The sequence below is a fragment of the Pseudomonas sp. URIL14HWK12:I5 genome, from assembly GCF_900176445.1.
GTDB classification, from domain to species: domain Bacteria; phylum Pseudomonadota; class Gammaproteobacteria; order Pseudomonadales; family Pseudomonadaceae; genus Aquipseudomonas; species Aquipseudomonas monteilii.
On sequence record NZ_FWXQ01000004.1, the window covers coordinates 312,448 to 337,024 of the forward strand.

29 protein-coding genes are annotated in these 24,577 nt (G+C 62.3%); 10 read left to right on the forward strand and 19 right to left on the reverse strand.

Annotated features, from left to right (window positions below; all coding sequences use genetic code 11):
• Positions 1 to 3 precede the first annotated feature (3 nt).
• The 3 genes from B9A31_RS11870 to B9A31_RS11880 all read right to left on the reverse strand — a co-directional run bounded on the left by B9A31_RS11870 (position 4) and on the right by B9A31_RS11880 (position 1,293).
• The gene (locus B9A31_RS11870) at positions 4 to 348 is read right to left on the reverse strand and encodes a YciI family protein (protein WP_016711912.1); all 345 of its coding nucleotides are present in this window, start codon (positions 346 to 348) and stop codon (positions 4 to 6) included.
• Positions 349 to 392: 44 nt separating this feature from the next.
• Positions 393 to 818 (reverse strand): YybH family protein, encoded by a 426-nt coding sequence (locus B9A31_RS11875; protein WP_027615331.1) that lies wholly within the window; start codon positions 816 to 818, stop codon positions 393 to 395.
• A gap of 217 nt (positions 819 to 1,035) precedes the next feature.
• Entirely contained in the window at positions 1,036 to 1,293 is a 258-nt protein-coding gene (locus B9A31_RS11880) for a DUF2790 domain-containing protein (protein ID WP_016711914.1), read from the reverse strand.
• 357 nt (positions 1,294 to 1,650) lie between these two features.
• Between B9A31_RS11880 and B9A31_RS11885 the strand changes: the two genes are divergently transcribed.
• Positions 1,651 to 1,977 carry a GNAT family N-acetyltransferase gene (locus tag B9A31_RS11885; RefSeq protein WP_016711915.1) on the forward strand — a complete coding sequence of 109 codons (327 nt, stop codon included), beginning with the start codon at positions 1,651 to 1,653 and terminating at the stop codon, positions 1,975 to 1,977.
• Here the strand turns inward: B9A31_RS11885 and def are convergent.
• The 3 genes from def to B9A31_RS11900 all read right to left on the reverse strand — a co-directional run bounded on the left by def (position 1,974) and on the right by B9A31_RS11900 (position 3,805).
• Entirely contained in the window at positions 1,974 to 2,510 is a 537-nt protein-coding gene (gene def, locus B9A31_RS11890) for a peptide deformylase (protein ID WP_016711916.1), read from the reverse strand. The genes B9A31_RS11885 and def overlap by 4 nt on opposite strands.
• Positions 2,507 to 3,466 (reverse strand): YihY/virulence factor BrkB family protein, encoded by a 960-nt coding sequence (locus tag B9A31_RS11895; RefSeq protein ID WP_019099156.1) that lies wholly within the window; start codon positions 3,464 to 3,466, stop codon positions 2,507 to 2,509. The genes def and B9A31_RS11895 overlap by 4 nt, the downstream gene beginning before the upstream one ends.
• 159 nt (positions 3,467 to 3,625) lie before the next feature.
• Positions 3,626 to 3,805: a CsbD family protein gene (locus B9A31_RS11900; protein ID WP_019099157.1), complete on the reverse strand. Its 180-nt coding sequence runs from the start codon at positions 3,803 to 3,805 to the stop codon at positions 3,626 to 3,628.
• Between the two features lie 244 nt (positions 3,806 to 4,049).
• On the opposite strand from B9A31_RS11900, the gene B9A31_RS11905 reads away from it, so the two are divergent.
• Both B9A31_RS11905 and B9A31_RS11910 read left to right on the forward strand, forming a co-directional pair.
• On the forward strand, positions 4,050 to 5,522 hold the full coding sequence (locus B9A31_RS11905; protein WP_028614331.1) for a right-handed parallel beta-helix repeat-containing protein: 1,473 nt from the start codon (positions 4,050 to 4,052) through the stop codon (positions 5,520 to 5,522).
• A 129-nt stretch (positions 5,523 to 5,651) separates the two neighbouring features.
• The gene (locus tag B9A31_RS11910) at positions 5,652 to 6,032 is read left to right on the forward strand and encodes a hypothetical protein (RefSeq protein ID WP_003254641.1); all 381 of its coding nucleotides are present in this window, start codon (positions 5,652 to 5,654) and stop codon (positions 6,030 to 6,032) included.
• A 6-nt stretch (positions 6,033 to 6,038) separates the two neighbouring features.
• Here B9A31_RS11910 and B9A31_RS11915 read toward each other — a convergent pair whose 3' ends face one another.
• Entirely contained in the window at positions 6,039 to 6,875 is an 837-nt protein-coding gene (locus tag B9A31_RS11915) for a CvfB family protein (RefSeq protein ID WP_016711920.1), read from the reverse strand.
• 130 nt (positions 6,876 to 7,005) lie between these two features.
• Here B9A31_RS11915 and B9A31_RS11920 point away from each other — a divergent pair, with 130 nt between their 5' ends.
• Positions 7,006 to 7,866 (forward strand): DUF6279 family lipoprotein, encoded by an 861-nt coding sequence (locus B9A31_RS11920; RefSeq protein ID WP_019098515.1) that lies wholly within the window; start codon positions 7,006 to 7,008, stop codon positions 7,864 to 7,866.
• A gap of 46 nt (positions 7,867 to 7,912) precedes the next feature.
• Here the strand turns inward: B9A31_RS11920 and aceK are convergent, their stop codons facing one another.
• Entirely contained in the window at positions 7,913 to 9,622 is a 1,710-nt protein-coding gene (aceK, locus tag B9A31_RS11925; protein WP_027609394.1) for a bifunctional isocitrate dehydrogenase kinase/phosphatase, read from the reverse strand.
• Between the two features lie 126 nt (positions 9,623 to 9,748).
• On the opposite strand from aceK, the gene B9A31_RS11930 reads away from it, so the two are divergent.
• Both B9A31_RS11930 and B9A31_RS11935 read left to right on the forward strand, forming a co-directional pair.
• Positions 9,749 to 10,624 carry a DMT family transporter gene (locus B9A31_RS11930; RefSeq protein ID WP_019098513.1) on the forward strand — a complete coding sequence of 292 codons (876 nt, stop codon included), beginning with the start codon at positions 9,749 to 9,751 and terminating at the stop codon, positions 10,622 to 10,624.
• 13 nt (positions 10,625 to 10,637) lie between these two features.
• Complete coding sequence (locus tag B9A31_RS11935; protein WP_016711924.1) at positions 10,638 to 11,096, forward strand: DUF4265 domain-containing protein; 459 nt, start codon at positions 10,638 to 10,640, stop codon at positions 11,094 to 11,096.
• 3 nt (positions 11,097 to 11,099) lie between these two features.
• On the opposite strand, the gene B9A31_RS11940 is transcribed toward B9A31_RS11935, so the two are convergent.
• The 4 genes from B9A31_RS11940 to cysK all read right to left on the reverse strand — a co-directional run bounded on the left by B9A31_RS11940 (position 11,100) and on the right by cysK (position 14,456).
• Positions 11,100 to 11,981: a DMT family transporter gene (locus tag B9A31_RS11940; protein WP_084297008.1), complete on the reverse strand. Its 882-nt coding sequence runs from the start codon at positions 11,979 to 11,981 to the stop codon at positions 11,100 to 11,102.
• Between the two features lie 114 nt (positions 11,982 to 12,095).
• Positions 12,096 to 12,257: a hypothetical protein gene (locus B9A31_RS27295; RefSeq protein ID WP_174244679.1), complete on the reverse strand. Its 162-nt coding sequence runs from the start codon at positions 12,255 to 12,257 to the stop codon at positions 12,096 to 12,098.
• Positions 12,258 to 12,372: 115 nt separating this feature from the next.
• Entirely contained in the window at positions 12,373 to 13,308 is a 936-nt protein-coding gene (locus B9A31_RS11945) for an aspartyl/asparaginyl beta-hydroxylase domain-containing protein (RefSeq protein ID WP_025753893.1), read from the reverse strand.
• A gap of 173 nt (positions 13,309 to 13,481) precedes the next feature.
• Positions 13,482 to 14,456, reverse strand: coding sequence for a cysteine synthase A (cysK, locus tag B9A31_RS11950; protein WP_019098511.1), 975 nt, complete (start codon positions 14,454 to 14,456; stop codon positions 13,482 to 13,484).
• Positions 14,457 to 14,590: 134 nt separating this feature from the next.
• Here cysK and B9A31_RS11955 point away from each other — a divergent pair, with 134 nt between their 5' ends.
• The 3 genes from B9A31_RS11955 (at position 14,591) to B9A31_RS11965 (ending at position 17,930) form a co-directional block, all read left to right on the forward strand.
• On the forward strand, positions 14,591 to 15,664 hold the full coding sequence (locus tag B9A31_RS11955) for a DUF748 domain-containing protein (RefSeq protein WP_019098510.1): 1,074 nt from the start codon (positions 14,591 to 14,593) through the stop codon (positions 15,662 to 15,664).
• A gap of 228 nt (positions 15,665 to 15,892) precedes the next feature.
• Positions 15,893 to 16,738 (forward strand): AAA family ATPase, encoded by an 846-nt coding sequence (locus B9A31_RS11960; RefSeq protein WP_012273667.1) that lies wholly within the window; start codon positions 15,893 to 15,895, stop codon positions 16,736 to 16,738.
• 13 nt (positions 16,739 to 16,751) lie between these two features.
• Positions 16,752 to 17,930 (forward strand): vWA domain-containing protein, encoded by a 1,179-nt coding sequence (locus B9A31_RS11965; protein WP_084297009.1) that lies wholly within the window; start codon positions 16,752 to 16,754, stop codon positions 17,928 to 17,930.
• Positions 17,931 to 17,960: 30 nt separating this feature from the next.
• Here B9A31_RS11965 and B9A31_RS11970 read toward each other — a convergent pair whose 3' ends face one another.
• The 4 genes from B9A31_RS11970 to B9A31_RS11985 are packed head-to-tail and all read right to left on the reverse strand — an operon-like array spanning position 17,961 to position 21,633.
• Complete coding sequence (locus B9A31_RS11970; protein WP_019098508.1) at positions 17,961 to 18,878, reverse strand: 5-oxoprolinase subunit C family protein; 918 nt, start codon at positions 18,876 to 18,878, stop codon at positions 17,961 to 17,963.
• On the reverse strand, positions 18,875 to 19,561 hold the full coding sequence (pxpB, locus tag B9A31_RS11975; protein ID WP_019098507.1) for a 5-oxoprolinase subunit PxpB: 687 nt from the start codon (positions 19,559 to 19,561) through the stop codon (positions 18,875 to 18,877). The genes B9A31_RS11970 and pxpB overlap by 4 nt, the downstream gene beginning before the upstream one ends.
• Positions 19,558 to 20,337 (reverse strand): 5-oxoprolinase subunit PxpA, encoded by a 780-nt coding sequence (locus B9A31_RS11980; RefSeq protein WP_084297010.1) that lies wholly within the window; start codon positions 20,335 to 20,337, stop codon positions 19,558 to 19,560. Before B9A31_RS11980 ends, pxpB begins: the two co-directional genes overlap by 4 nt.
• 9 nt (positions 20,338 to 20,346) lie before the next feature.
• Entirely contained in the window at positions 20,347 to 21,633 is a 1,287-nt protein-coding gene (locus B9A31_RS11985) for an MFS transporter (protein WP_019098505.1), read from the reverse strand.
• A gap of 130 nt (positions 21,634 to 21,763) precedes the next feature.
• On the opposite strand from B9A31_RS11985, the gene B9A31_RS11990 reads away from it, so the two are divergent.
• Positions 21,764 to 22,678, forward strand: a complete 915-nt coding sequence (locus B9A31_RS11990) for a LysR family transcriptional regulator (RefSeq protein WP_016711934.1) — start codon at positions 21,764 to 21,766, stop codon at positions 22,676 to 22,678.
• Between the two features lie 45 nt (positions 22,679 to 22,723).
• Here B9A31_RS11990 and B9A31_RS11995 read toward each other — a convergent pair whose 3' ends face one another.
• Genes B9A31_RS11995 through B9A31_RS12005 form a run of 3 tightly spaced genes read right to left on the reverse strand, consistent with a single transcriptional unit; the run spans position 22,724 to position 24,543 of the window.
• The gene (locus B9A31_RS11995) at positions 22,724 to 23,245 is read right to left on the reverse strand and encodes a DUF2937 family protein (RefSeq protein ID WP_025753894.1); all 522 of its coding nucleotides are present in this window, start codon (positions 23,243 to 23,245) and stop codon (positions 22,724 to 22,726) included.
• 9 nt (positions 23,246 to 23,254) lie between these two features.
• A complete protein-coding gene (locus B9A31_RS12000) occupies positions 23,255 to 24,028 on the reverse strand; it encodes a class II glutamine amidotransferase (protein WP_016711936.1) in 774 nt (257 codons plus the stop codon).
• Positions 24,029 to 24,045: 17 nt separating this feature from the next.
• Positions 24,046 to 24,543, reverse strand: coding sequence for a hypothetical protein (locus tag B9A31_RS12005; protein ID WP_025753895.1), 498 nt, complete (start codon positions 24,541 to 24,543; stop codon positions 24,046 to 24,048).
• Positions 24,544 to 24,577: the final 34 nt, after the last annotated feature.

A 24,577-nucleotide genomic window follows, 5' to 3' on the forward strand; every position in this document is an offset into this window, starting at 1 on the left:
CTGTCAGGGTTGCAGTTGGCGCACGGGCCTTACCTCGACGCTACCGACCCGTGCGGCAGGAATACCCTTGGCGATGTTCAGCGCCTCGTTCAAGTCGCGGGCCTCCACCAGGTAAAAACCCGCCAGTTGCTCTTTGGTTTCGGCGAACGGGCCGTCGGTCAGGCTCATGTGCCCGTTGCGCACCCGTACCGTGGTGGCGGTCTGCACAGGCTTCAGCGCCTCGGCCGCCAGCATTCGCCCGGAGCCCTGGATGGCTTCGGCATACGCCATGCATTCGGCGTCTTCCGGGCTGTCGGGCAGGCTGTGCAGCAGCCCCTCGTCACAATAGACCAGGCACAGGTATTTCATGGTCGCCTCCAGGGCTTTGGCAAAGTGCGTTTGGCGATAACGGCTCAGGGCTTGAGATCGAACAGGGCTTTCTGGGTTTCCATGTCGAACGGCGCCGACCAGTGCTCATGGATCACCTGCCACTGGCCATTCTGACGACGATAGCCCACGGTGGCACGCATAAAGCCGCACTGGCTTTCGTCATCGCCCGGGCCGCAGCGGTTCAGCCAGTGGGCCAGGGCCAGGTCGCCAGCGGCGTGTACGGTGAGTTCGGCCAGTTCGAAGACCATGGGGCCGGTGCACATGCCCATGCACATTTCCCAGTGCGCGGTGTAGGTAGCCTTGCCCTTGAATTGCAGCGCCTGGATGGCATCGAAGGCGACGATGTCATCGGCATAGGGGGCGGTGATGTTGGGGATGTCGCGATCGCGCACGGCCTGCATCCAGCGCTCGATCAGTTGGCGGATCTCGGTTTCGGCTGCGGTGCTCATCGGGGGTTCCTCCGACAGGTCATGGGGGCACGGTGGTGCCTTCACCTATGGTCGAATGGAGAACGGAGGAATCGACAGGCCTTGGAAATTATTCTCTCGAGCAGTGGCTTTATAGCCTGTAGGAGCGGGCTTCCCCGCGATCCATCTACCGATGGTGGATGGCACCGGCTGCGCCGGTGTTCGCGGCTAAAGCCGCTCCTAAAGGATCGCTTCAGCTTCAACCTTGCTGACAACCCTCACCCATGGCCCGGTACTGAATGGTATGCACCTGGCCTTGGTGGTCTTCATAGGTCATGGTGGCAGGTACCACTTCGCAGACATTGGGGATGGTCGACAAGTTGATCACCCGTTTGATGTCCAGGTTCATGGAATAGTCATACTGCTGGGCCACAGGCTGGCTGGAGACGGGGGTGGCCTCATCGGCGAGGGCGAACGAGGACATACCGACCAATGCAAGAATCAGTAATGGTTTCATGTGGGTTTGCCTTTTAAGCATTCAAGCTGATCGATTGACTTCTATTGCCGTGAACGGCACGGAGAAGTTGCCATCTACGGTGAAGATGGCACGAAGTACCGATCCCGCTTCGTACTGCCAGGGGGGATGTGTAAAAGTCTACTCCCGCATGGCAATAGTTGAACCCCGTAGTCGGATATTCACCCTTGCCGGATTTGCAACAATCTGCGTCAAATTAGCCGCAAAACATCCAGCCAGAGCCTCTGGCCAGCTTTCAGGGCAGGACTCGCCATTTCATTAACATATCTTCACTGCTCGACGCTTTCGGACACTAATCGCCGGCTACTGGACCATTTTTACCGTCAGCACGGCTCGCGCATGCGTGCTGCAAGCGATGCGCAACTGTGGGTGGCGAGGGCGCCGGGCATCATTGCAGGCTTGAGCCTGAGCCCCGTAGGCGATGGTTATTGGCTGACCGGGTTGTTCGTCGACCCGCAACAGCGCAACAAGGGGGTGGCCGGACGCTTGATCGATGCGGCGCTGGAGCAGGCCAATGGCCCAACCTGGCTGTTCTGCCACCCGGACCTGGCGCCCTTCTATCAGCGCCTGGGTTTCCACATGGCCGGGCAACTGCCCGAAAGCCTGGCAAGCCGCCTGCTGCGCTACCAGCGCAGCAAACGCCTGGTAGCGCTGGAGCGGGCTTAGTCGTCGCTGACGTCGAGCCCCGGGAACAGCACCTCGGTGTAACCGAACTTGGCGAAGTCCTGAATGCGCGATGGGTACAAACGGCCGATCAGGTGATCGCACTCGTGCTGCACCACCCGTGCATGGAAGCCGTCGGCAAAGCGGTTGATCGGGTTGCCCTGGGGGTCGACCCCTTCGTAGCAGATGTGCTTGAAGCGCGGCACCACGCCACGCAGGCCAGGCACCGACAGGCAGCCTTCCCAGCCGTCCTCGACCTCGGTGGAGGTCGGTGTGATGACCGGGTTGAGCAAAATGGTCTGCGGCACCGCTTCGGCATCGGGGTAACGTTCGCTGCGCTCGAAGCCGAAGATCACCAACTGCAGGTCGACGCCAATCTGCGGCGCGGCCAGGCCGACCCCGCCCACATGGCGCATGGTTTCGAACATGTCGTCGATCAGTTGCTGCAGTTCGGCCGTGCCGAACAGGTGCTCGGGCACAGGCGGGGCGATGCGTAGCAGGCGTTCATCACCCATTTTAAGAATGTCGCGGATCATCTGGTGTTCGGCTCGACAGTATTGGACGCGTTCGGGTTGGGGTGCTCGTGGCCCAGCACCGTCAAGGTTTCCTTGGGCTTTTCGCCGTTGAAATCTTTTTCGCCCGGGTTCTTGCCTTCGGCTGACATGTGCTCGATCACCGCATTCATTTCGGCGCCCAGCAGCAATACGGCAGCCGAGATATAGAAATACAGCAACAGCACGATGATTGCACCAATGCTGCCGTACATGGCGTTGTAGTCGGCAAAGGTTTTCACGTAGTAGGCGAAGCCCAGCGAGGCCACGATCCACACCACCACCGCCAGCACCGAGCCGGGTGTGATGAAGCGAAACTTCTGCTTCACGTCGGGCATCACGTAGTAGATCACCGCCACGGCCACCATCAGCAGGATAATGATCGCCGGCCAGCGCAGGATGGTCCACAGCGTTACGATGAACTCCTGCATGCCTATCTGTGAGGCAATCCATTCCATCACCTGCGGCCCCAGCACCATCAGCGCCGCCGCCACCAATAGCATGCCGGCCAAGCCTACGGTGTAGATGATGGAAAGGGGTATGCGCTTCCATACCGGTCGCCCTTCGGGCACGTCGTAGGCGGCGTTCATGGCGCTCATCATCAGTCGCACGCCCGCCGACGCGGTCCACAGGGCAATCACGATACCCACCGACAGCAGCCCGCCCTTGGACTGCTGGAGTTGGTCGATTACCGGGTTTACCTGCTCCAGTGCCTGGGGCGGCAGCACCAGCTCGGTTTGCAGGCGCAGCCAGGAGAAGAAGTCTGGCAGGTGCAGGAAACCAATCAGGGCAATCAGGAACAGCAAGAAGGGGAACAGCGAAAACAGCGCTTGATAAGCCAGCGCGGAGGCATAGGTGGACATCTCGTCGTCAAGGAATTCCTTGACGGTGCGTACCAGCACGCGGTGCAGGGGCAGACCGCGCAGGTCGGGGAAAATCATAGCGTCTCCTTTCGCCGCTTGATTCATCAATACAACGGGTAAGTCTAATAGACCCTGCGGTTGCTGTGCTGCTCCCCGCCATGCTTGAAGAATTTGCTTACACAGGTCCGGCCTCTTCGGGGGCTTGCCCGCGAAGAGGCCGGGTCAGACTGCCTCGAATCAAGGCTTCTTCACCGCATCCTTCACATTGCCCTTGACCTGCTGCGCCTCGCCCTTCAGTTCCTGCGCCTTGCCCTCGGCCCGCAGCTTGTCGTTGTCGGTCACCTTGCCGACGCCCTGTTTGATGTTGCCAACCGCTTCGTTGGCCAGGCCTTTCGCTTTGTCTTTAGTACCGCTCATGGCAAAACTCCTGCAATGGGAGACACGTAAACCGTGCCGACAGTTGGTGGACCCAGCGCCCTCGCCAGGAGTTTCAACGGATTTGTAACCCTTGGGCCGAGCGGTAAAACTGCGGGCGAATACCGCACCGAATCGCCCCTGCGCCCGCGCGATGCCATCAGCCCTGCCCTAAAATCCCCCGCAAACGTCCGCCCAAAGCAGGCTGGCACTTCATAAAAACAATGTTTTCCGGATACCCGCACCCATGCGTCTGATGCCTGCGCTGGTGGCCTTGCTGCCACTGCTCCCCTTGCCCGCCCTGGCCGCCGCACCGGCCCACCCTGAAACCCTGCGTGTCGAGCATTACGCCGACGATGGCCAACCCGGCTCGCTGCGCTGGGCCATCGAAACCAGCAACCAGAACCCTGGCCATTACCGCATCGACATTGCGGCAGTGGGCAAGCCGCCCTACGTCATCCGCCCCAATAGCCCACTGCCAGAAATCAAAGGCCCGGTGCGCATCACTGGCCTGCCCTGGGCACGCGATGGCCAATACATCGCCATCGACGGTTCGGCTTACATCAAGGACCAAGGCGTGCGCACCTGCCCCGGCGCCCTGCCCGGCCAGTTTGGCACCAACGTGCGCACCACCACCCACCCCGGGCTGGTGCTGCGCGATACCCAAGGCGTGCATTTGAGCGGCCTGGAAGTGCGCAACTTCTGCATCGGCATCCTGGTCAACCGCGCCAGCGGCAACGTGATCGAAGACAACCGCATCGTCGCCAACAAGGGCGGCGCGGGCATCATGCTGACCGGTGATGACGGTGCCGGTAACCCCACCGCCACCACCACGAACAACAACAAGGTGCTGCGCAACCAGCTGATCGACAATGGCGACGGCCTGGAGCTGACCCGTGGCGCGGCGTTCAACCTGGTGGCCGACAACCTGTTCCGCTCCACCGCTGCCAACCCGGAGCCCTCGCAAGGCATCGAGATTCTGCTGGGCAACGACAACAGCGTGGTGCGCAACCGCTTCGAGAACTACTCCGACGGCCTGCAGATCAACTGGGGCAAGCGCAATTACCTGGCAGCCAATACCTTCAGCGGCAACTCGATCGGGGTCAGCGTGACCGGCGAGGGCAACGTCCTCGACGGCAACCTGATCCACGGTAACCGCATCGGCGTGGCCCTGCGCCCGGAGCCGGACACGACCGCCACGCGCCTGAGCGCCAACCGCATCTGGGGTAACACCCAGGATATCCGCCGCTGCGAGGCGGGCGGCTCCTGCGTGCCTGACCAACGCACGGGCGCCATCGTGTTTGGCGTCCCGGCGCAGGCGCATGCGCTGTATGTAGGTTCGCGCGGGGTGGGGGCCGATTTGCCCAAGCAGGACCAGGCGATCATCTGTGATGCCAAGGGCGAGCCCAAGCCTTGCCAGCCGCTGCCTAACCACAACCAACAGGCGCCACGGCTGATGGCGCTGGAAGGCAATGTATTGCGCGGCGAGGTGCAGGGACCGGTGTCGAGCCTGTTGCGCGTAGAGTTCTTTGGTAATGCCCAAGCCGATGGCACCGAGGCGGAGCAGTACCTTGGGGACGTGCTGGTGAACAGTGACGAGCAGGGGCAGGCGCGGTTTGCCCAGGTGCTGGAGAACATCGGCGGGTTGCGCAGCTTTACTGCAACCGTGACCACTGCCGATGGGGCAACCTCCGAGTTGAGCCTGCCGGTTCGGCGGTAAGGCTACTGGCCTCTTCGCGGGTAAACCCGCGAAGAGGCCGGCACAGGCACCGCAAATCACAAACCTTGCCCCGCCCCGTGCCACCCCTCACAATGCAGGCCTTCATAGCGTCAACCCGCAGGAACCTGCATGAAACTCGACAAACCCGCCGCCATCGCCCGGCGCAACGAAGCATTGGCCCGGCCGGTGCTGACCAGCAGCAACACCCTGTTCGCCATCCTGGACAACAAACGCAACCTGTGGTGGTTCGAAGTGCCCGTGGCGCTGTTGGGCAAGGGCCAGGCCGACTGGGTCAACCTGCTGTTGCACACGCCAGAAAGCGATGAGCTGCAGCACCTGAAGGTGCCCACCAACTTCCTCAAGGCTCACCTGGAGCAGATGGAAGTGCGCAAGCCCGGCAAGCGCCGCTCGACCATCAGCCTGGCCCTCAGCGCTGACCGCGACTCGCTGCTGCGCGACACCCGTCCGGGTGGCGAGCAACTGGACTTCCGCAACTTCGTACAGGCGTAAGGGCAATCAGACCTTTTCGATACGGTCGTCATGGATGACGATCAGGCCCTGCTTGAACAACCCGCCAATGGCCTTCTTGAAGTTGCCTTTGCTGACGTTGAACAGCTTGCTGATCAGCGCCGGGTCGCTCTTGTCGCACACGCCCAATACCCCACCTTCAGCCTCCAGGCGTGCCATGATCTGTTCTTGCAGGCTGTCGGACAGGGCCGCGCCCACTGGCTGCAGGCTGAGGGCGATCTTGCCGTCGTGGCGCACTTCCTTGATGAAGCCCTTCTCGTGCATGCCCGAACGCAGGAACTTGAACACCTCGTTCTTGTGAATCAGGCCCCAGTGACGGTTGTTGATGATGGCCTTGAAGCCCATCGGCGTTTCACCGGCGACCAGCAGCTCGACCGGTTGCCCGACCTTGTAGTCAGCCGGGGTGACGTCGAGGTAGCGGTCCAGGCGTGAAGTAGCGGTGATGCGGCGGGTGCGCTTATCGAGGTAGACGTGCACCACGCAGTAGTCGCCGATCTTCAGCGGCCGTGCCTCTTCCGAGTACGGCATCAGCAGGTCCTTGGACAGACCCCAATCCAGGAAGATGCCGGCACCGTTGATATCCTTGACCTTGAGGCTGGCGAATTCGCCGACCTGCACCTTGGGCTTTTCGGTGGTGGCGATCAGCTGGTCTTCGCTGTCCAGGTAGATGAACACGTTCAGCCAGTCATCCACCTCGGTTTCGGCGTTTTTCGGGATGTAGCGCCCGGGCAGCAGGATCTCGCCGTCGGCACCGCCGTCCAGGTACAGGCCGAAGTCCACGTGCTTCACGATTTGCAAACTGTTGTAACGCCCAAGCAGAGCCATTTCTGATGATCCTCAAGACAAGGGGGCTATTCTACACCTGAAGCCATCACACCGTCCGACCGCTGATGCAGTGGAACCGTCCGTGCTCCTTGGCGTCTACGGTCTGGCCCGATTCGGGAAGGAACAGTACATGCCTGCACGCCTGTCCAAAGCCCTGCTTGTCGCTATCGGCTTCGCCCTGGCCTTGGCCGCCTGCAGCCGTATCGACCTGGCTTACCGCAACCTTGATCGCCTGGTGCCGTGGTCGCTGGGCGATTACCTGGACATGAACCGCGAGCAGAAGGCCATGCTCGACGACCGCTTGCGCGAGCACCTGGCCTGGCATTGCAAGACCCAACTGCCCGGTTACCTCGACTGGCTGGACCGGGTACGCGGCATGGTCGCTGACGACCAGGTGACCGACCAGGCCCTGCAGCAACGTACCCATGAGGCCCGCGAGGCGATTGGCCGGGTGGCAGAGGAAATCACCCCGTCGGCCACTGAACTGTTGCGTGGCATGAGCGACACCCAAGTGGCGGAAATGCGTGATGCCTTTCGCGACGACATCAGCGAACGGCAGAAGCAGTATGTGGATACACCGCTGGCCAAACAGATCGCCCGCCGTACCGAGCGCATGGAAAAACGCCTGACGCCATGGCTGGGGGAACTGACACCAGTGCAGAAACAGCGGGTGCAAGCCTGGTCGCAGGCGCTGGGTGACCAGAACCGCGAATGGATCGCCAACCGCGCCCACTGGCAGCAGCAATTGCTGCTGGCGATGAACCAGCGCAATGACGCGAGTTTCGAGCCGCGGCTGGCGACGTTGCTGCAGCGCAAGGAGAGTTTGTGGACGCCGGCGTATCGTGCGGCGTTTCAGAATACCGAACGACAGGCCCGGAGTTTACTGGTGGACCTGGTGCAGCAAAGCACGCCGCAACAGCGGCGGTTTTTGCAGGATAGGTTGGCCAAGGTGCGAACGGATTTCAGTGAGTTGAAGTGTTTGAGGGGATAATTGTGCTCAACAGGCCTGGCCTCTTCGCGGGCCTGCAAAAACAGGTTTACCGAGCCTTGCGCCGATAAGGAAACACATCAATCACCTTCCCTTCCCTGATCGCCGCCTGCAACCCCTTCCAGTAATCCGCGTCATACAACTCCCCATGCAACCGGCTGAACAACCGCCGCTGGCCGATATCGGCAAACAGAAACGGCGGAAACTCTTCGGGAAACACATCATGCGGGCCGATCGAGTACCACGGTTCGCCCGACATTTCGTCTTCCGGGTAACGCGGCGGCGGGATATGGCGGAAATTCACTTCGGTCAAAAAGCTGATTTCGTCATAGTCGTAGAACACCACCCGGCCATGACGCGTCACCCCAAAGTTCTTCAGCAACATGTCACCCGGGAAGATGTTCGCCGCCGCCAACTGCTTGATGGCCAAACCATAGTCTTCCAGCGCCTCATGCACCTGGCCTTCGCTGGCATGCTCCAGGTACAGGTTCAGCGGCGTCATGCGCCGCTCGGTCCAGCAGTGGCGGATCAGCACCGTGTCACCCTCCAGCGCCACGGTCGATGGCGCCACCTCCAGCAGCTCGGCCAGGCACTCTGGCTCGAACTTGTCACGCGGGAAGCGAAAGTCTGCAAATTCCTGGGTATCGGCCAAACGCCCGACACGGTCGACACTTTTCACCAGCCGGTACTTGTCGATCACCGTGGCGCGGTCAACGGTTTTCGAGGGCGAAAAACGGTCCTTGATGATCTTGAACACCGTATTGAAGCCCGGCAGGGTAAACACGCTCATGACCATGCCACGCACACCGGGTGCCATGACGAAGCGGTCGTCGCTGCTGGCCAGGTGGTTGATCAGCGCCCGGTAGAACTCCGACTTGCCGTGTTTGTAGAAACCGATTGAAGTGTACAGCTCGGCAATGTGCTTGCCGGGCAAGATGCGCTTGAGGAAGTTGACGAACTCGGCCGGCACCGGCACATCGACCATGAAGTACGAGCGGGTGAAGGAAAAGATGATCGACACCTCGGCCTCGTCGGTAATCAGCGCATCGGCCTCTACACCATGCCCTTCGCGGTGCAACAGCGGGATCACCAGTGGCCACTGCTCGTCGCTGTTGTAAAGCCGACCGACCAGGTAGGCCCCCTTGTTGCGGTACAACACCGGTGAAAACAGCTCCACCGCGAGCGTCGGGTCCTTGCAGACCCAGTCCGGCAGGCATTCGCGCAGTTGCTCCTCAAGGCGTGACAGGTCGCTTTCAAGGTCGCCATAGACGAATGCGTAGTCGGCGAAGATCGCGCGCAACAGGCCCTTGAGGCTGCCATCGGGGCAATAGGTACGGGTTTGCGCAGCGCGCTGATGGCTGCGGATCGACGGCCGGGTGGTGTGGATGAACATGCAGCCGTCGCTGATCTGGTCATGGCTGAACAGGCTGCAGAACAGCGAGTTGTACCAGGTCTCCGACAGTTCATCGTCCAGGCGCGGGTCGATCAGGCCTATGTAGGCACTTTTCACCAAGGGCCACTGGCCGACCTCCAGCAGCACCTCGTCATCGAACGCATCCCGCAACCAGCCGTTGACCTCGCCGACCTTCTGCTCATACAGGTTGATCCGTGCGGCAGCGGCGCGCTGGCACGCTTGCCAGCGCGCCTGTTCGAAACGCTCACGGGCACCGAGGGTGATGCGGCGAAAATGCTCGCGATAGTCGTCAAAGCCATCGAGGATCATCCGGGCGATCTCGCCGGCAGGCCAGTGCTGGGTCATGCGGGACACCTCGGTGCGGGGTGAGATAGACAGCTTAGCCGCACAGGATTACACCGCAAGAAAGCACAAGAATCTCCCCGCCCCCTCGCGTAAACTCGCGCCCCTGCCCTGCCTCCGGAGACCGTTGTGAGCCCCATCGCCCTAGCCCGCCTGCTAACTCTTGCCGCCGTCTGGGGAGCGAGTTTCCTGTTCATGCGCATCATCGCCCCCGAGTTGGGCACGGTGCCGACCGCGTTCTTCCGTGTGTCCATCGCTTGCCTGGGCCTGGTCGCCATCGTCGCCGCCGCCCGCGTACGCTGGGATTTCCAGGGCAAGCTCGGCGCCTGCCTGGTGCTGGGCATGATCAACTCCGGCATCCCCGCCACCTTCTATTCCGTAGCGGCCCAGGTATTGCCGGCTGGCTATTCGGCCATTTTCAACGCTACCACGCCGCTGATGGGCGTACTGATCGGCGTGCTGTTCTTCCGCGAACCCATGACCCTGCCCAAGCTCTGCGGCATTTTCCTGGGCCTGTTCGGGGTCGGCATCCTCAGCGGCGCTGGCCCGGTGGCACTGGACATGGCCTTGGTGCAAGGCGCCCTCGCCTGCCTGGCGGCCACCACCTGCTACGGCTTTGCCGGGTTCCTCGCCCGCCGCTGGGTCAGTGGTCTGGACAGCCGCCTGTCAGCACTGGGCAGCATGCTCGGTGCCACCCTCATGTTGAGCCCGCTGTTCGGCTGGAGCGCACTCACCCAACCGCCCGCCAGCTGGGGGGGCTGGCAGGTATGGCTGTCGCTGCTGGGCCTGGGCCTGCTGTGCACTGCATTCGCCTACATCCTGTACTTCCGCCTGCTGGAAGAAATCGGCCCGGTAAAAGCCAGCACCGTAACCTTCCTGATCCCGGCATTCGGCGTATTGTGGGGGGCGTGGTTGCTGGACGAGCCGCTGTCGATGGCACACCTGTACGGCGGCTTGCTGATTGGCGTGGCACTGTGGCTGGTGCTGCGCCCGGCGCGCAGTTGAAGCGGGGTACACGATGAACAGCGCGTACAAGAAAGTCCTGTTCCGCCTGGAACAGGACGAGACCGGCTACCCACCGGCCTCGGTCGAGGGCCTGTGGGCAAAAGCCGTGGAAGGTGGCTATGCCGTCGACAATATTCCCTTCCACGTTTACGGCATCGCCCCGGGCGACGTGATCGGCACCCGTGAAGACGCCGGCGAGACCTGGTTCGCCGAACTGCGCCAGCGCAGCGGCAGCTCGGTGTTTCGGGTGGTGGTCAAACCGCCGGAAACCCTGGACCAGGTACGCGCAGCCTTGCAGGACTTCGGCTGCAACTGCGAAACCGAGCAGGCCGTGAAGATGCTGGCTGTCGAGGTGCCATCGCAGCGGTCGCTCGATACCCTGCTCTACTACCTGCTCACCCAGCGCGAAGCCGGCCTGCTGGACTTCGAGGAAGGCGTGCTGCGCCACACCATCCCCGAAGAGTTCCGCTAAGGCTTACGCCTCGGCCAACCGGGCAGCGGGTTTGCGAAACACGAACAGCAGGCCCACCACGATCAGCCCCATGCCCAGCAGGCTGAGCGGTGCCAGGCGGTTACCGAAGATCAGGAAGTCCATCACTGCGGTCACTGCCGGCACCAGGTAGAACAGGCTGGTGACATTGACCAGGTTACCCTTGGCGATCAGCCGGTACAGCAGCAGGGTCGCCAGCAACGAGACCACCAGGCCCATCCACAGCAGCGCGCCGATGAAGCCGCCGGTCCACTCGACCTGCAGCGGTTGCAAAGGCGCGAACAGCGCACACATGGCAAAACCGGCCAGGTACTGCAGCGGCAGCGTGCCCATGGGGTTGTCGGTGATGCGCTTCTGCAGGATCGAACCCAAGGTCATGCTGGTCAGCGCCAGCAGGGCGAACAGCATCCCCGCCAGCGACACGCCGCCCAGGTTGATGCCCTGGTAGACCACCATGATCAAGCCAGCCAGGCCCAGCCCCAGTCCGAACAGACGGCTCCAGGAACGTTGCCGCTCCATCAGCACCACGGTAAGGATGGGTTGAACCCCCATCACCGTGGCCATGACGCCCGGGGTGACATGGGTATTGAGCGCCAGCAAATAGAAGATCTGGTAGGCGCCGAGCAGCACACACCCGGTGCCCAGGGCACGCAGAATGGCCCCACGGCTACGCGGCCAGCGCAGCCCCAGCAACGGGCCGATCAACAGCAGGCCCGTCAGCGCCAGCGCCGAGCGCAACAGCAGGAAGGCAAACGGGCTGGCATGCGCCAGGCCCAGCTTGGAGACGATCGCCCCGCTGCTCCACAGCAGGACGAACAGGCTGGTAGTGGCCGCCGAGGCCACGGATGTTTTGGAAAAGACAGACATGTATGCACCTGTATTCGGGCAAATAAGCCGAACGGTGGGCGTAGACTTCAGCAGGGGAAGTAGCCGACCGTGTTCAGTAGGTTGCGTGTGCGAAAGGGTTCGGCCAGAAGCCGATCAGCCCAGCACGACCACGCAAGGAGGCGGTGCTACGCCGCCTACAACGCCACTGACAGGTGGTGGGTAGTGACTGATCATGGCCGGCTGCTGGCTGCCACGCACGACCATGCCCGCGACTGGCGCGATGGCAAAGTTTGCGGTGGAAGGGGTGGCTGGCATGTTCAGGTCTTCAGGGAAGATATGTGTTTCGGAATATAACGGTGAATGCTGGATTGGGCAACAACCTGAGCCGGCCAGTTCGCGGCTAAACCCGCAAAGAGGCCGGCCCTGCCGGTCAGAACAACCAACGATAAAGCAAATAGGCCACCAACACCGCCAGCACCGGCCGCAGCACGCGGTAGGCCTTGGGGTTGGCGCGCTTGAACTGCTTCACATGGCCGCTGATCCTGTTGCTGAAGCGCTTGCTCCAGGCATACGCCTGGTTGATCCCGCCCACGCGCTCGTCATCGGTATTCTGCGGCGCGGTGGCGCGACCGAGGAAGGCACTGACCTGGCGGTTGATGCGGGTCATCAGCGGGCTGCTCAGCGGGCGTTCGATGTCGCAGAACAGAATGACGCGGGTAACGTCGGTCTCGTTCTTGACCCAGTGCACATAGGTTTCGTCGAACATCACGTCTTCGCCATCACGCCAGGCATATTCCTCGCCATCGACGTAGATGCGGCAAGCATCGGAGTTGGGGGTGGACAGGCCCAGGTGGTAGCGCAGGGACCCTGCGAACGGGTCACGGTGCGGGTTCAGGTGGCTGCCGCCAGGCAGCAGGGCAAACATCGCACCCTTGACGTTGGGGATACTGCTGACCAGCTCGACGGTGCGTGGGCACAGCGTTTCGGCCGAAGGCAGAGGTTTGTCGTACCACTTCAGGTAAAAACGCTTCCAGCCTTTCTTGAAGAACGAGCCGAAACCGGCGTCATTGTCCTTCTCGGCGGCGCGGATGTAGCCCTCGTCGAACAGGCGCATGGCCTCTTCGCGGATTTCCTGCCAGTTGTCTTTCAACACGTCCAGTTCAGGGAAGCGCTGACGGTCCAGGTAGGGCTTGGACGGCACGCCGGAGAACAGGTACATCAAAGCGTTGTACGGGGCGAACAGCGCCGAATGGTTGACGAACTGGCGCAACACCGGCAGGCGGGCCTTGCCGCGCAAGTGCACGAACAGCACGCTGCCGAAAAACACCAGCAAGACACCCGCCTTGGCTGCAAAGGAAAAGGTCATGCTTTCACTCCTTGGGGAAGAGCCAGGGCTGCGCGTCCTGCTCTCCTGAAAATCATCCTGCCATCATAAACCGATCCCGCCGAGGTAAAAACAACCCGGGCGGGATCGCATTCATGAAGATTTTGCAATAAACCAGGCCGCCGATTGTTGCGCCGGGTCAGCGGCGAGGCCGATTACTGCTGGTTTTCCTGCTCGCTGAACATGTCGCTGAACAACATGCTCGACAGGTAACGCTCGCCCGAATCCGGCAGTATTACGACGATGGTCTTACCTTGCATTTCCGGCTTTTCGGCCAGGCGCACGGCGGCAGCCATGGCTGCGCCACAGGAAATACCGCAGAGGATGCCCTCTTCCTGCATCAGGCGGATGGCCATGGCCTTGGACTCTTCATCGGTTACCGTTTCCACCTGGTCGACGATGGACAGGTCGAGGTTTTTTGGCACGAAACCGGCGCCGATGCCCTGGATCTTGTGCGGGCTGGGCTTGAGTTCTTCGCCGGCCAGGGTCTGGGTAATCAGCGGCGACGACGCCGGCTCAACGGCCACCGACAGAATGGCTTTGCCCTGAGTGTGCTTGATGTAGCGCGATACACCGGTGATGGTGCCGCCGGTGCCCACACCCGCCACCAGCACGTCGACTGCGCCGTCGGTGTCGTTCCAGATTTCCGGACCGGTGGTTTTTTCATGGATGGCCGGGTTGGCCGGGTTTTCGAACTGGCCCGGCAGGAAGTACTGGGCCGGGTCGGACGCGACGATTTCGTTGGCCTTCTCGATGGCGCCTTTCATGCCCTTGGCCGGGTCGGTCAGTACCAGTTCGGCGCCCAGTGCCTTCAGTACCTTGCGACGCTCCAGGCTCATGGAAGCGGGCATGGTCAGCATCAGTTTGTAACCACGGGCAGCGGCGACGAAGGCCAGGCCGATACCGGTGTTGCCCGAGGTGGGTTCGACGATGGTCATGCCCGGTTTGAGCTTGCCGCTGCTCTCGGCGTCCCAGACCATGTTCGCACCGATGCGGCACTTGACCGAGTAGCCTGGGTTGCGCCCTTCGATCTTGGCCAGGATGGTCACGCCACGTGGGGCGATGCGGTTGATCTGCACCAGCGGCGTGTTACCGATGGAGTGGGCGTTGTCTGCAAAGATACGGCTCATGGCAGGGGTCCTTGGCATGAAAAAGAGCAGGGAAAGACCTCAAGGGTAAGCCCCGGCCAGTGGCCCGTAAAGCCTGTTCGAACTCAACCGGGGGCATTGCGGTCAACCGCACATCCCGCCTTGGAGACGCCCCGATGAGAGCCCGTTATCGCTGGCCGCTGATCGGCATATGCAGCCTGGTCGTGCTGTTGGTAACGCTGCACCTGGCCCTGCCCTACCTGGTGCGCGACTACCTGAACGACAAACTGGCCAACATGGGCGACTATCGGGGCCAGGTGGCCGACGTGGACCTGGCCTGGTGGCGCGGCGCTTACCAGATCAACGGGCTGAAAATCGTCAAGACGAGCGGCAGGGTTCCGGTGCCCTTCCTTGACGCACCGCTGATCGACCTGTCGGTGAGTTGGGCCTCGCTCTGGTACGACAAGGCCGTGGTGGCCACAGTGACCTTCGCCCGTCCTGTGCTGAATTTCGTCGACGGCGGCAGCAAACAGGCATCGCAGACCGGCCGGGGAACCGACTGGCGGCAACAACTGGAAAAACTGCTGCCCATTACGCTCAACGAGGTGCGTATCGACAACGGCGTGCTGACCTTCCGCAACTTCAACTCCAAACCACCGGTCGACCTCAAGGCCACCCAGCTCAATGCCAACATTCGCAACCTGACCAACGTGCGCAACAAGCAGGGCCGGCGCGACGCCAGTCTGGAGGCCAGTGCCCTGCTGCTGGGCGATGCCAGGGTCGAAAGCCGTGCCACATTCGACCCGTTCAGCGATTTCGACGACTTCCAGTTCCGCTTGCGCGCCACGGGCATTGAGCTGCGCAGGCTCAATGACTTTTCCAGCGCCTACGGTAAGTTCGATTTCAATGCAGGCCATGGTGACCTGGTGATCGAGGCGCAGGCCGAGAATGGCCGGCTTACGGGGTATATCAAACCGTTATTGCGTGATGTGGACGTGTTCAACTGGCAACAGGACGTGCAGGAAAAGGACAAAGGCTTTTTCCGCTCGGTGTGGGAGGCGCTGATTGGGGCGACCGAAACTGTACTGAAGAACCAGCGCAAGAACCAGTTCGCCACCCGTGTGGAGCTCAGTGGCAGTGTGCGTAAACAGGATGTCAGCGCATTCGAGGCGTTCTTGCAGATACTGCGTAATGGCTTCATCCAGGCGTTCAATGCGCGGTATGAGCAGCCCAGGCCGGATTCCGACTGAGTGAGCGTGACGGGGCATTCAGGGACTGAATACCCGGTCTGCGTTTTCAGCCAGCCAACCCCGCGTTATAGTCGGTAACACATCAAAAACTGGTGTGTGTGTACTGGCCCTATCGTCGACAAGCCAGCTCCCACAGGGACCCCACGGTTTTCAAGACTTGTGCAGTACCTGTGGGAGCTGGCTTGCCGACGACAGGGCCAGAACAGCACACCCGCAGAGGACACACCCATGAAGTTCGAAGGCACCCGCGACTACGTCGCCACAGACGACCTGAAACTGGCGGTAAACGCGGCCATCACCCTCGAACGCCCGCTGCTGGTCAAGGGCGAGCCCGGCACCGGCAAGACCATGCTTGCCGAGCAACTGGCTGCCTCGTTCGGCGCGCGCCTGATCACCTGGCACATCAAGTCCACCACCAAGGCCCACCAGGGGTTGTACGAGTACGACGCAGTGAGCCGCCTGCGTGACTCGCAACTGGGCGTGGACAAGGTGCACGATGTGCGCAACTACCTGAAAAAGGGCAAGCTGTGGGAGGCCTTCGAGGCCGAAGAACGGGTCATCCTGCTGATCGACGAAATCGACAAGGCCGACATCGAGTTCCCCAACGACCTGCTGCAAGAGCTGGACAAGATGGAGTTCTACGTCTACGAAATCGACGAGACCATCAAGGCCAAGCAGCGCCCGATCATCATCATCACCTCCAACAACGAAAAGGAGCTGCCGGACGCCTTCCTGCGCCGCTGCTTCTTCCACTACATCGCCTTCCCTGACCGCACTACCCTGCAGCAGATCGTCGACGTGCACTATCCGAACATCAGCCAGTCGCTGGTCAGCGAGGCGCTGGATGTGTTCTTCGATGTGCGCAAGGTACCTGGCCTGAAGAAAAAGCCGTCCACCTCCGAGCTGGTCGACTGGCTGAAGCTGCTGATGGCCGACAACATCGGTGAAGCGGTGCTGCGCGAGCGCGACCCGACCAAGGCCATCCCACCCTTGGCCGGTGCGCTGGTAAAGAACGAGCAGGACGTGCAACTGCTGGAGCGCCTGGCCTTCATGAGCCGGCGCGGCAACCGCTGACAGGAGCCGGGCCATGCTGCTCAACCTGTTCAATGAAATGCGCGCGGCCAAGGTGCCGGTGTCGGTACGCGAGTTGCTGGACCTGCACCAGGCCCTGCAAAAGCGCGTGGTGTTCGCCGACATGGACGAATTCTACTACCTCGCCCGCGCCATTCTGGTGAAAGACGAACGCCATTTCGACAAGTTCGACCGGGCGTTTGCCGCCTATTTCAAGGGCCTTGAAAACCTCGACCGGCACATCGAGGCACTGATCCCCGAAGACTGGCTGCGCAAGGAATTCGAGCGCTCGCTCACTGACGAAGAGCGTGCACAGATCCATTCCCTTGGCGGCCTGGACAAGCTGATCGAAGAATTCAAGAAGCGCCTTGAGGAGCAGAAGGAGCGCCACGCCGGTGGCAACAAGTGGATCGGCACTGGCGGTACCAGCCCGTTCGGCTCAGGCGGCTTCAACCCCGAGGGTATCCGCGTGGGCGAAGCCGGCAAGCGCCAGGGCAAGGCAGTGAAAGTGTGGGACCAGCGCGAGTACAAGAACCTGGACGACCAGGTGGAACTGGGCACGCGCAACATCAAGCTGGCCCTGCGCCGGCTGCGCAAGTTCGCCCGTGAGGGGGCTGCCGAAGAGCTGGACATCAACGGCACCATCGACCACACCGCGCGTGATGCCGGGTTGCTGAACATCCAGATGCGCCCTGAGCGGCGCAACACGGTGAAGCTGCTGTTGCTGTTCGACATCGGCGGCTCGATGGACGCGCACATCAAGGTGTGCGAAGAGCTGTTTTCGGCGTGCAAGACCGAGTTCAAGCACCTGGAGTACTACTACTTCCACAATTTCGTGTACGAGTCGGTATGGAAGAACAACCTGCGCCGCACCTCGGAGCGGTATTCCACCTTCGACCTGTTGCACAAGTATGGCGACGACTACAAGGTGGTGTTCGTGGGTGACGCGGCCATGGCGCCCTACGAAATCACCCAGCCGGGGGGTAGCGTGGAGCACTGGAACGAAGAGGCCGGGTATGTGTGGATGCTGCGCTTCATGGAGAAGTTCAGGAAGATCATCTGGATCAACCCGTATCCGAAGCAGGCCTGGGACTACACCGCTTCGACCCATCTGGTGCGGGATTTGATCGAAGACAAGATGTATCCGCTGACCTTGCAGGGGTTGGAGGAAGGGATGCGGTACCTGTCCAAGTGAGTATGGGGCCGCTTTGCGGCCCCATAGATCTCAAAGCCAACGCACTCCAAAAGCCTGCTGCTCTCGCCACGCCTCATCCTGCACCACCGCCCTGAACCGCACCACTGCCCCCGGCATGCACTGCGCCAGTTGCGCCAACGCCAGCGGCGTCAACGCCCCCAGCCTCGGATAACCACCAATGGTCTGCCGGTCATTGAGCAGCACGATCGGCTGCCCATCTGGCGGCACCTGCACGGCCCCCAGCGGTATGCCTTCGGAAATCATCGGCGCGCCCTGATAGACCAGCTGCGGCCCCAGCAGGCGGATGCCCATGCGGTCGGCCCGGCTGTCCAGCGCCCAGTCACTGTTGAACGCCTCGAACAGGCTGATACCACTGAAGTCGCCGATCTGCGCGCCCATGACCAAATCGAGCACAGGCTTTTGTGCGTACTGCGGCCGCAACGCATGCGGCACCTCGCGCAGGGTTGCATCGCTACCGGTGAACGCTAATGCCTGGCCTTTAACCAGCGCAGCCCCTTGGCCATCAATGCCACCCAGTTCTTCACGTACCACCGTGGCACAACTGCCCAGCACATCTTCGCCCAGGAACCCGCCCGGTGCCGCCAGATAAGCCCGAACGCCCTGCTTAGGCTGCTTCAGGGTCAAGCGCTGCCCCTTGGCCAGGGCAAAGCTGCGCCAGGGGGCCAAAGGCTGATCATCAACCCGCGCATCCAGATCGGCACCGGCCAAGGCCAGCACACACGCCTGTTCGGCCACCACGCAGAACCCACCCAGCGCCACCTCGACCACCGGCGCCCCCAACGGGTTGCCGAGCAGCCAGTTGGCCCAGTGCATCGCCACCCAGTCCAGCGCACCGCCCTGGGTTACGCCCAAGTGGCGCACGCCAAAGCGCCCGGCGTCCTGCAACTGGCACAACGGCGTACTGGCCTCGATCTTCAACTGCTTCATCCCTGCGCCTCCACATCACCACCCAAGGCCAGGAATTCGCTGCGCGAAACCGGCACGAAGCGCACCCGGTCACCGGGTTGCAACAGGCTGTAGCCCTCGCGATCCCGGTCGAACAGGCGCACCGGGGTACGGCCAATCAGGTTCCAGCCGCCCGGCGATACCGCCGGATACGCTGCCGTCTGCCGCTCGGCAATGCCCACGCTACCCGCCGCCACGCGCTTGCGCGGGGTGCTCAGGCGCGGGCTGGCCAGGCGCTCGTCCACCAGGCCCATAAAGCCAAAACCTGGGGCGAAGCCCAAAGCGAATACCGGATAGTCGCGCTCGCTGTGCAAGCGGATGACATCGGCTTCATTCAAGCCGCTGCGGGCCGCCAGAACGGGCAGCTCCGGGCCGACGCTGGCGTCATACCAGACTGGAATCTCATGACGCCGACCGCCGCTGCCGGTGTCTGGCTGCAAACCGTCCAGGGCCTGGAAGATCAGCGCCCTCGCCTCACCCGGCGGCAAGTCGAACTGCACCATCAGGGTTGTATAGGACGGCACCAGGTCCAGCAAGTGCTTACCGAACGCGGCGCTCAGGCGCTGACTGGCGGCGAGCATCCAGGGCATGTTCGCCTCGTCGATACGATCGAACAGGCGCACCATCAGGCTGTCGATGGCCACCGTTTCGATGCGCGGCTTCATCGTGCCTCCATGGCATCAAGGGCCTGGCGTATCTGCCGCACCGCTGCCACCGAACTGTCGTTGTCGCCATGCACGCAGAGGGTGCTGGCGTGCAGGCGCAGGGCACTGCCATCGTCCGCCACCAGAGTGTCGCCCCGAGCCAGACGCACGGCCTGCTCAACGACCCGTGCCGGGTCGTGATGCACCGCCCCAGGCAGGCGTCGCGACACCAGGTGGCCGCTGGCGGTGTAGGCGCGGTCGGCGAACGCTTCGAACCACAGCGGCACGCCGACTTCATCGCCCAGAGCCTGGGCAGCACGGTTGTCGGCAGTGGCCATGAGCATCAGCGGCAGGTTGCTGTCGTAGGCTGCCACGGCCTCCAGCACGGTGCGCAGCTTGAGCGGGTCGGCCATCATGTCGTTGTACAGCGCGCCATGAGGTTTCACATAGGCCACGCGGCCCCCCAGCACTTTGCAGATACCCGCCAACGCACCGATCTGGTAGTGCAGCAGGTCGCGGATTTCTTCCGGGCTGCAAGCCATGGAGCGGCGGCCAAAGCCGACCAGGTCCGGGTAAGCGGGGTGCGCGCCGATGGTCACCCCATGCTCCAGCGCCAGGGCCACGGTTCGGCGCATGATGCCGGGGTCACCTGCGTGGTAGCCACAGGCGATGTTGGCGCAATCGATGTAGGGCATCACCTCGGCGTCCAGGCCCATGCGCCAGCTGCCGAAGCTCTCGCCCATGTCGCAATTGAGTAGCAGGCGTTCCACCACGCGGTCTCCCTTGTTGTTGTCCATAGCCCTACCTTACCGCGCCTTGAGCTGTTTGCCGCAGGTTTCCGGCAGGCTCAAGGCGGCCACGATGACAATCCCGTAGGACACAGCAGAGAACACACCGATACCCAAGCCCAGCGGCACATTTTGGCCAAGCATGCCGATCAGCAACGGGAACAGTGCCGCAACGACCTTGCCGATGTTGTAGCAAAAGCCCTGCCCCGAACCGCGAATGCGCGTAGGGAACAGTTCGGTGAGGAACGCCCCCATGCCGCTGAAGATGCCCGAAGCGAAGAAGCCCAGCGGGAAGCCCAGCCACAGCATCACGCCATCGCTGACCGGCATTTGCGTGTACAGCAGCACGATGACGAACGAGCCCACGGCGAACAGGATGAAGTTCTTCTTGCGCCCCAGCAGGTCGGACAGGTAAGCGCTGACCACATAGCCCACGTAGGAGCCGACGATCACCATGGCCAGGTAGCCACCTGTGCCCAGCACGCTCAGGCCGCGCTCGTTCTTGAGGAAGGTCGGCAGCCACGAAGTGATGGCGTAGTAGCCGCCCAGTGCGCCGGTGGTCAGCAAGGACGCACGTACAGTGGTCCAGAGCATGCCCGGGGCGAAGATTTCGTAGAAATGCGAAGGTGCCTCGGCGTTTTCCACCGCCTTGGCCTCGCGGTACACCTCAGGGTCCTTGACCAGGCGACGGACGAAGATCACGAAGACAGCGGGTACCAGCCCCAGCAGGAACAGCGCACGCCAGGCCTGCTCTGGCGGCAGCCAGGAGAACAGCAGCGCGTAGAGAATCGCCGTAAGGCCCCAACCGATGGCCCAGCCGGATTGCACCATGCCCACCGCCTTGCCACGGTCCTGGGCGCGGATGACCTCGCCGATCAATACCGCGCCAGCAGTCCATTCACCGCCGAAGCCAAAGCCCATCAGCGTCCGGGCGATCAGCAACTGTTCGTAGTTCTGGGCAAAACCGCACAGGAAGGTGAAAAAGGCGAACCACAGCACCGTCAGTTGCAGGGTACGCACCCGGCCGATGCGGTCGGAGAGGATGCCGGCGACCCAGCCGCCTACGGCCGAGGCGATCAACGTGCTGGTGTGGATCAACCCGGCTTCGGTGGTGGTGATGCCCCACAGCATGATCAGCGTAGGGATGACGAAGCTGAGCATCTGCGTGTCCATGCCGTCCAGGCCGTAGCCGATCTTGCAGCTCCAGAACGTGCGCCGTTGCTGTTTGTCGATATCGCGGTACCAGGCGAAAGGCCCGGACGAAGGTGGGGAACTGACCTGCTGCTGCACGCCGGTGGGGTTCATGGATGCCTCGGCTTGTTGGTATTGTTTTATGGGCGACATAAAGCGTCGCGGCCTGGGCACCATTGTTCAGAGGCCACGCCGCCTGCGTCCAACGAGAAAAACCGCCGGTCTGGAACAAGAAAAACTGATCATGAACCTTCGCTTCCTCGAAACCTTCGTCTGGGTCGCCCGGCTCAAAAGCTTCCGCCTGACCGCAGAAAAGCTGTTCACCACTCAAGCCTCGGTGTCCAGCCGCATTGCCGCGCTGGAGGCAGACCTTGGCGTGAAGCTGTTGCTGCGCGACTCACGCGGGGTCAGCCTGACGCCGGAAGGCGGCAAGGTGCTGGAATATGCCGAACGCATGCTGGAAACCGCCAAGGCCATGAAACAGTCGCTGGACAGCGACCGGGCCAAGGTTGGGCGCATTCGTATCGGGGTGATGGACACCGTGATCCACACCTGGATGAGCGCACTGGTGGCGGAGCTGACCGAGCGCTACCCACAGGTGGAAATCGAACTGGTGGCCGACACTGCGCTAAACCTGCGCGAGCAGCTGCAGAAGGGTTTTCTGGACGTGATCCTGCAGACCGACCTCCTGCGCGAGCAGTCGATCCGCAGCCTGGACCTGGCGCGTTACCCGATGGGCTGGGTAGTGGCCGCAGGCTCGCACCAGCACCGGGACTATGCGTCGCTGGCCGAGCTTGGGCGCGAGCGCATCATCACCTTTTCGAAAAATTCGCGGCCACACCAGGAGGTGCTGAGCTTGCTGCAAGCTGCGGGGGCTGAGGCACCGCGGCTGAACTGCGTGAACTCGGTGGCGGCGATTACCCGGCTGTTACGCGATGGGTTTGGTATTGGCGCGTTGCCGCCAGCGTTGGTGGATGCCGAGTTGGGCCGGGGTGAGTTGGTGTTGCTGGAAGGGCTACAACCCCCGCCCAGCCTGGAGCTGGTGGTGGCCTGGCAGACCGGGGTGGCGCTGGTGGATGAAGTGGTCGGGGTTTGCCGGCAGGTACTGGAGCTGTATGCCCGAGATGTGGGTGGGCAGCGGATTGTGCTAGCTTCGTAGCTGTTCGCCGTTAGGTTTTCCGAGCCTGTGAGATCGAGGCGAACGTCAGCGCCAGCTCTCTTTCACCGCGCCACGCCGCCCGCCCAGGATCACCCAGCCAATCCCCAGCAACAGGCTCTCAACCACAAAGGCCAGCACAAACCCGGCCCCTACCCCCCAGCCGACCGCCTCGGGGACCAACAGAATCTGGTAGCTGTAGCCATTCAGCGTTTCTTCCCGCAACTGCGGATCAGCCTGCACCAGCACATGCCAGGTACGCTGCGCCCACGGCCCTTGCAACGCTTGCCATTCGTTTTCCAGCAGTTCGTTGCGGATCATCAGGCTTTCGATGCTGTTGGCATCACTGTTGAACACCGGGTCGTCACTGCTGCGGTAATGCTGCAGCAGCGCCTGCAAGTCGCCCTTGAAAAAACGCTCGGCCGTTTGCCGGAAGCCATCCAGCGCCTCGCGCGATTCGAACAGGTGCGCCTCGACCCGCTGGCTGTAGTCCTTGACCAGCCCCGGGACCTGAATACCGGCCAGCAGGCCGAAGGTGAACAGCAGCAACCGCAGGTAACTTCTGAACATGCAGCGTCCTTAGCTCTGGCCGTGCGCCACGCACTCGCCGTGCCGCCACAGGGCCCACTGACCCGGCTCGTAGCGCTGCCAGGTCTCATTTTCGGTCAGGGCCTCGGTGGCGATCACCGTGACCACGTCGTTGGGGGTGGTTTCGGTATGGAAATCGACGATCAGGTCGACATCCTTCAACCGCGCGGCACCAAAAGGCGCACGTCGGGTAATGTGTACCAGCTTGGTCGAGCAGAAGCAGAACAGCCAGTCGCCGTCACTGAGCATGCAGTTGAACACGCCCTGGCCACGGTAGCCGGCACAGGCTTCGACCAGCACCGGCAGCAGCTGTTCCACCGGCACCGGCTCGGGGAACGCACTGCGGATGCGGTTGAGCAGGTCGCAGAAGGCCGCTTCGCTGTCGGTGTCGCCGACCGGCCGGTAGAAACTGGCCAGGCCTTTGAAGTCGCCCAGCTGGCCGTTGTGCGCGAAGCACCAGTTGCGGCCCCACATTTCCCGCACGAACGGGTGGGTGTTGGACAAGCACACCCGGCCGACGTTGGCCTGGCGGATGTGGCCGATCACCACCTCGCTCTTGATCGGATAGCGCTGCACCAGGTTGGCCACCTCCGATTCGCTGCTAGCTGCCGGGTCCTGGAACAGGCGCAGACCACGGCCTTCGTAAAAGCCGATGCCCCAGCCGTCACGGTGCGGGCCAGTACGCCCGCCGCGCTGCATCAGACCGGTGAAGCTGAAAACGATATCGGTGGGGACGTTGGCACTCATGCCCAGCAGTTCGCACATAGGCGTGTCTCCTGCGCTTACAGACGGGGCTCGACCCGGCCATTGCCGCGCGGTGCGGCAGGGCGTGGGTCGTCGCGGTAACGGTCACCGCGATCGGCAGCCAAGGGCGCCTGGGCGGAGAGCTGGTCATCTTCGGTCGCCTGGCGATGGGCAGCAGCCTCGGCTTGCGCACGGCGCTCGCGGGCGCGCTTTTCCAGTGGCCAGCGCAGCAACACGAAGAGGAAATACAGGCCGAAGGCGATCATGCCGTACATGGCGAAGTCGGACACCGCACGCCAGGCGTTGTTGCCGACCTTGAACGCGACATCCAGGGCCGTGATGGCGATGGCCGGGGCGAAGCTGTCCTTTACCGGGTCGACCACGGTCGGGGTCAGCAACAGCACCGCCAGCACCACCCGCAGCGGTTCGCGCAGCCAGCGCCACATCCAGCCGGTGAGCTTGAAGCCCACCAGCAGGCAGCCCAAAGCGGCCACAGCGTACAGGCCCCAGGCGAAGGTGTAGTCGTTCTCGGTCATGGTGTTCGTGCAAGCCAGGCAAAGAGACGCCTAT

What these genes read in the sequence shown, in the direction of transcription:
- B9A31_RS11960 (WP_012273667.1), top strand. Translation starts at nt 15,893, where the DNA reads ATGAAGTTCGAAGGCACCCGCGACTACGTCGCCACAGACGACCTGAAA.
- B9A31_RS11910 (WP_003254641.1), top strand. Translation starts at nt 5,652, where the DNA reads ATGAAACTCGACAAACCCGCCGCCATCGCCCGGCGCAACGAAGCATTG.
- B9A31_RS11965 (WP_084297009.1), top strand. Translation starts at nt 16,752, where the DNA reads ATGCTGCTCAACCTGTTCAATGAAATGCGCGCGGCCAAGGTGCCGGTG.
- pxpB (WP_019098507.1), bottom strand. Translation starts at nt 19,561, where the DNA reads ATGAAGCCGCGCATCGAAACGGTGGCCATCGACAGCCTGATGGTGCGC.
- B9A31_RS11990 (WP_016711934.1), top strand. Translation starts at nt 21,764, where the DNA reads ATGAACCTTCGCTTCCTCGAAACCTTCGTCTGGGTCGCCCGGCTCAAA.
- B9A31_RS11915 (WP_016711920.1), bottom strand. Translation starts at nt 6,875, where the DNA reads ATGGCTCTGCTTGGGCGTTACAACAGTTTGCAAATCGTGAAGCACGTG.
- B9A31_RS27295 (WP_174244679.1), bottom strand. Translation starts at nt 12,257, where the DNA reads ATGCCAGCCACCCCTTCCACCGCAAACTTTGCCATCGCGCCAGTCGCG.
- B9A31_RS11995 (WP_025753894.1), bottom strand. Translation starts at nt 23,245, where the DNA reads ATGTTCAGAAGTTACCTGCGGTTGCTGCTGTTCACCTTCGGCCTGCTG.
- aceK (WP_027609394.1), bottom strand. Translation starts at nt 9,622, where the DNA reads ATGACCCAGCACTGGCCTGCCGGCGAGATCGCCCGGATGATCCTCGAT.
- B9A31_RS11955 (WP_019098510.1), top strand. Translation starts at nt 14,591, where the DNA reads ATGAGAGCCCGTTATCGCTGGCCGCTGATCGGCATATGCAGCCTGGTC.
- B9A31_RS11935 (WP_016711924.1), top strand. Translation starts at nt 10,638, where the DNA reads ATGAACAGCGCGTACAAGAAAGTCCTGTTCCGCCTGGAACAGGACGAG.
- B9A31_RS11895 (WP_019099156.1), bottom strand. Translation starts at nt 3,466, where the DNA reads ATGATTTTCCCCGACCTGCGCGGTCTGCCCCTGCACCGCGTGCTGGTA.
- B9A31_RS11980 (WP_084297010.1), bottom strand. Translation starts at nt 20,337, where the DNA reads ATGGACAACAACAAGGGAGACCGCGTGGTGGAACGCCTGCTACTCAAT.
- B9A31_RS11875 (WP_027615331.1), bottom strand. Translation starts at nt 818, where the DNA reads ATGAGCACCGCAGCCGAAACCGAGATCCGCCAACTGATCGAGCGCTGG.
- B9A31_RS11970 (WP_019098508.1), bottom strand. Translation starts at nt 18,878, where the DNA reads ATGAAGCAGTTGAAGATCGAGGCCAGTACGCCGTTGTGCCAGTTGCAG.
- B9A31_RS11900 (WP_019099157.1), bottom strand. Translation starts at nt 3,805, where the DNA reads ATGAGCGGTACTAAAGACAAAGCGAAAGGCCTGGCCAACGAAGCGGTT.
- B9A31_RS11945 (WP_025753893.1), bottom strand. Translation starts at nt 13,308, where the DNA reads ATGACCTTTTCCTTTGCAGCCAAGGCGGGTGTCTTGCTGGTGTTTTTC.
- B9A31_RS12000 (WP_016711936.1), bottom strand. Translation starts at nt 24,028, where the DNA reads ATGTGCGAACTGCTGGGCATGAGTGCCAACGTCCCCACCGATATCGTT.
- B9A31_RS11940 (WP_084297008.1), bottom strand. Translation starts at nt 11,981, where the DNA reads ATGTCTGTCTTTTCCAAAACATCCGTGGCCTCGGCGGCCACTACCAGC.
- B9A31_RS12005 (WP_025753895.1), bottom strand. Translation starts at nt 24,543, where the DNA reads ATGACCGAGAACGACTACACCTTCGCCTGGGGCCTGTACGCTGTGGCC.
- cysK (WP_019098511.1), bottom strand. Translation starts at nt 14,456, where the DNA reads ATGAGCCGTATCTTTGCAGACAACGCCCACTCCATCGGTAACACGCCG.
- B9A31_RS11985 (WP_019098505.1), bottom strand. Translation starts at nt 21,633, where the DNA reads ATGAACCCCACCGGCGTGCAGCAGCAGGTCAGTTCCCCACCTTCGTCC.
- B9A31_RS11920 (WP_019098515.1), top strand. Translation starts at nt 7,006, where the DNA reads ATGCCTGCACGCCTGTCCAAAGCCCTGCTTGTCGCTATCGGCTTCGCC.
- def (WP_016711916.1), bottom strand. Translation starts at nt 2,510, where the DNA reads ATGATCCGCGACATTCTTAAAATGGGTGATGAACGCCTGCTACGCATC.
- B9A31_RS11880 (WP_016711914.1), bottom strand. Translation starts at nt 1,293, where the DNA reads ATGAAACCATTACTGATTCTTGCATTGGTCGGTATGTCCTCGTTCGCC.
- B9A31_RS11905 (WP_028614331.1), top strand. Translation starts at nt 4,050, where the DNA reads ATGCGTCTGATGCCTGCGCTGGTGGCCTTGCTGCCACTGCTCCCCTTG.
- B9A31_RS11870 (WP_016711912.1), bottom strand. Translation starts at nt 348, where the DNA reads ATGAAATACCTGTGCCTGGTCTATTGTGACGAGGGGCTGCTGCACAGC.
- B9A31_RS11885 (WP_016711915.1), top strand. Translation starts at nt 1,651, where the DNA reads ATGCGTGCTGCAAGCGATGCGCAACTGTGGGTGGCGAGGGCGCCGGGC.